Origin of the sequence: Roseiarcus sp. (assembly GCF_052145395.1) — a bacterium.
GTDB lineage: Bacteria > Pseudomonadota > Alphaproteobacteria > Rhizobiales > Beijerinckiaceae > Roseiarcus.
Map to the genome: position 1 here is coordinate 1 of NZ_JBKQOT010000857.1, position 3420 is coordinate 3420.

Consider the following 3420-nt stretch of genomic DNA (forward strand, 5'->3'; position numbering starts at 1 on the left):
CCTTCGACGACCCGAGCGGTAACCGCGTAGAACTCGCGGTGCGGCCGGAGCGCAGCGGAAAACGATATTTTCCTTCGCGGGACTGCGGCGTCACAGGGTTCAACCACGTCGGTCTCAATTCGACCGATCCGGCGCGTGACGAAATCTTCTGGACGCAAGTCTGCAATGCGAGGGTGAGCGACCGGATCGGCGACATTCCGCTGATGCGCGTCAACGCGATCCACCACACGATCGCGCTTGTGCGCGCGCCGAAGGCCGGTCTGCAGCACATCAACCACCAGGTCGCGAGCAACGACGATGTCATGCGCTCCTACTATCTTTTGAACGAAAAGCGCGTTCCGATTGTCTTCGGTCCCGGGCGTCATCCGACCTCGGGCGCCCGGTTCCTCTATTTCAAGGGGCCGGACGGAGTCGTGTTCGAATACTCGGTGGGAGTCGACGAGATCGCCGATGAAGCCTCGCATCGGCCACGGCAGTTCGGCTTCGAGCCGACCAGCTTCTGCATGTGGGGCGCAAGGCCCGCCGGCATGGCGCTGCCGAACGCCGAGGGGAACTGAGGCATGGATTTCTATTTGCGAGGTCGCACCGCGATCGTTTGCGCGGCGAGCCTTGGTCTCGGCAAGGCCTGCGCGCTGGCGCTGGGCGGCGAAGGCGTCGATCTGGTCATCGCGGCCCGCCGCCCCGAGCCGCTCGCGGCGGCCGCGACCGAGATCCGATCGAAAACCGGCGCGGCAATCGCGGCAGACGTCACGACGGAGGAGGGGCGCCGCAGACTGCTCGATGCGTGTCCCTCTCCGGACATTCTCGTCAATAATGCAGGCGGCCCTCCGGCTGGCGACTTCCGCAAGTTCGGTCGCGAAGACTGGATCAAGGCGATTGACGCCAACATGCTCGCGCCGATCGAACTGATCAAAGCGACGATCGACGGCATGATCGCACGCGAGTTTGGTCGCGTGGTCAACATCACTTCGCATGCGGTCAAGGCGCCGATCGGCTTTCTGGGCCTGTCCAACGGCGCCCGCGCCGGGCTTACGGGCTTCGTGGCCGGACTTTCACGATCTGTCGCCGAGCACAACGTGACGATCAACAATCTGCTACCCGGCACGTTTGAAACTGACCGCCTTAAGGCTAACCTCGAAGCGCTGGCGAAGGGCTCGGGGCGCGAAGTCGGCGTGGTGACCGAAGAGATTCTCGCCGCCAATCCGACGCGCCGCTTCGGACGACCAGAGGAGTTCGGCGCCGCCTGCGCTTTCCTTTGCTCGGCGCAAGCGAGCTACATTACCGGCCAGAACCTTCTGATCGACGGCGGCGCTTACCCCGGCCTGCTTTGAGAATCCCCATGCTGCGAAGAGCGTTCGAAACGGAAATCCTCGACGATGGCGTCAATCTGATCGGGCCGTGGCGCAGCCCGCGGCAGATGCTGGCTGAGCAGGTCTACGACGACCACGTCTCGATCCACGACGATGCGACGGCGCAACGGCTCGGCTTCAAGGGCGGCACGATCGAGGGTCCGACCCATTTCAGCCAGTTCGCGCCGCTTGGCGAACGGCTCTGGGGCGACGCGTGGTTCGAATCGGGGTGCCTATCGGCGCATTACCGCAATGCCGCCTTCGAGGGCGAAGAAGTGCAGGCGGTCATCGTGAAGCCGCCACCCGGCGCGCGCGAGACGGAGATCCGGATGATCAAGCGAGACCGCGCCGAGGTTCTGCGAGGCACGGCGTCCGTCGCTGGCGCCGAGGGTCCGACGGCGCTCGAGAGGCGTCTCGCCGAAGGGCTGCCACCGCTTCAGGACCCGGCCATTCTCGCCGACGTCTGGGTCGGCATGAAGACCGCGCGCCAGCGCGTGCGCATGGATTTCGACCAGACCATGGGCGCGCTCTATCCGTTCTCGCTGAGACGCAAGCTCGCCGTCATAACCGAGCCTTCGTGGCTCTACGACCTCGAGACGGCGAGCGAAAACCAATGGGGACTGGTCGTCATTCCCTTCGAGATGCTCAGCGTGCTCTTCCAGTATACGGCGCGCGACGACGGCTTTCCTGTTCGAGGCCCCGCGGTCGGACTTTTCGCCGATCAGGAGATCCGGCTCGTCGAGGGACCCCTCTTCGTTGCGGAGGACTATGAACTCGAGCGCGAAGTCGTTGCGATGAGCGCCAGCCGCCGCACCGAAAGCCTGTGGGTACGCACGTCCGTCATGCGGCCGGGGTCCAATCGGGTTGTGGCCGTCATGCTGCTCAATCTTGCGAGCCTGAAAGACTCGTACGCGCCCTACGCGAGAGAACGCGCGGCTATCCACGGACACGCGCCGCCCTGACAGAAGACTTGGCGACATCACCTCGCGCGAAATGCCAGTCACACGCTTTCTGTCGCGCCGACGGAGCGATTGACCGTGAGCACCCGCGCAGCCTCTTTCGAGTCGAACTGGAGCGACATCATGGCTTTGCGGCGTCGAACAAACTCCGGCTCCCATCCCTCTTCTAAATGCATGAGGGCTGGAACGCCGTCGACTGTGCAAGGGCCCGCGGCATCGTGCGATTCGAGCCCGCCTGCCGGCCACACGGCCAGCGAAGTCCTCGGTCCGCTGGAGATTTCGGTCTCGCGGCCAAGCTCGTCGGTAACTTTGAAGCGGGCCGATGTATAGGTGTAGTGCTCCGCGTCTCGCTCAACGTCCGCTACAATGGAAGTCACGGGGGATTGAATGCCGCCCTTGTCGACGTATCCGAATTGATAGCGAGTGTCGAGCGCCAGAGCATCCATCAAGTTGATCGCGATACCGGAGGGACTCTGAACATTCAGCCACTTGTAGTGATGAAACGCGGTCCAGTCCCTGGTCCCCGACGAGTGGTCTCGGTGTCCAGTAGTATCGAACGGAATACGCTTGCCTGCGACGGTGATGACCCCGCGAACCCGACCGGATTGCTCAAGGCGATTGTCCGCTATGAAGGGCGGGCATCCACCTGAATTATCATGATAAGTGAAGGCCGGGGTCATGGCGCGGAATTCGTAGTCGAGACCGAACTCTTGACCCTGCTGATCCCGACAGTGGAATGAGACGAACGCCTCCTCGTGGGGAGCGCCGTGGCGAAGATGAACCTCACCGACGCGCCACTCGTCGAAATCGAAGTCTCGCGGAACCTTAACGTTCTCCGTGTGGAACTTGAAGAGTTGTTCGTTGTCCTCGCCGAACACGAGCGCCATCGAGCCCGCTTTGCTCTCGCCATTGACCCACGTGTAAACTATACAACCTAGATGCTCTTCCGGCAGGAACAGCAGGAAGATGAGACTTTCCCGGGCGAGGGGTGAGTCGCTGAGACGATGTCGCCGATCATCCGCTGGAGTGAGCTTAGTGTCCGCGCGTTTTCCGGTAAGACCGGGCATTTCATATCCTCCTTCGGCGGTTTCGCTCATTGTTCGGACAGACTA

The 3420-nt window shown here is 62.6% G+C and carries 4 protein-coding genes; 3 read left to right on the forward strand and 1 reads right to left on the reverse strand.

The genetic code is table 11. The features are described from left to right. The 3 genes from ACLP25_RS29820 to ACLP25_RS29830 form a co-directional block, all read left to right on the forward strand. On the forward strand, window positions 1-557 hold a 557-nt coding region (locus ACLP25_RS29820), incomplete at its 5' end, for a VOC family protein (RefSeq protein WP_442472710.1). 3 nt (window positions 558-560) lie between these two features. Beyond that, complete coding sequence (locus tag ACLP25_RS29825; RefSeq protein WP_442472711.1) at window positions 561-1331, forward strand: SDR family oxidoreductase; 771 nt, start codon at window positions 561-563, stop codon at window positions 1329-1331. Window positions 1332-1339: 8 nt separating this feature from the next. Then, entirely contained in the window at window positions 1340-2311 is a 972-nt protein-coding gene (locus ACLP25_RS29830; RefSeq protein WP_442472712.1) for a hypothetical protein, read from the forward strand. Between the two features lie 38 nt (window positions 2312-2349). On the opposite strand, the gene ACLP25_RS29835 is transcribed toward ACLP25_RS29830, so the two are convergent. Next, on the reverse strand, window positions 2350-3375 hold the full coding sequence (locus tag ACLP25_RS29835) for a DUF7064 domain-containing protein (protein WP_442472713.1): 1026 nt from the start codon (window positions 3373-3375) through the stop codon (window positions 2350-2352). Between the last annotated feature and the right edge of the window lie 45 nt (window positions 3376-3420).

Excerpts from the sequence above, each read along its gene's own strand:
- ACLP25_RS29825 (WP_442472711.1), top strand. The coding sequence starts at position 561 with ATGGATTTCTATTTGCGAGGTCGCACCGCGATCGTTTGCGCGGCGAGC.
- ACLP25_RS29830 (WP_442472712.1), top strand. The coding sequence starts at position 1,340 with ATGCTGCGAAGAGCGTTCGAAACGGAAATCCTCGACGATGGCGTCAAT.
- ACLP25_RS29835 (WP_442472713.1), bottom strand. The coding sequence starts at position 3,375 with ATGCCCGGTCTTACCGGAAAACGCGCGGACACTAAGCTCACTCCAGCG.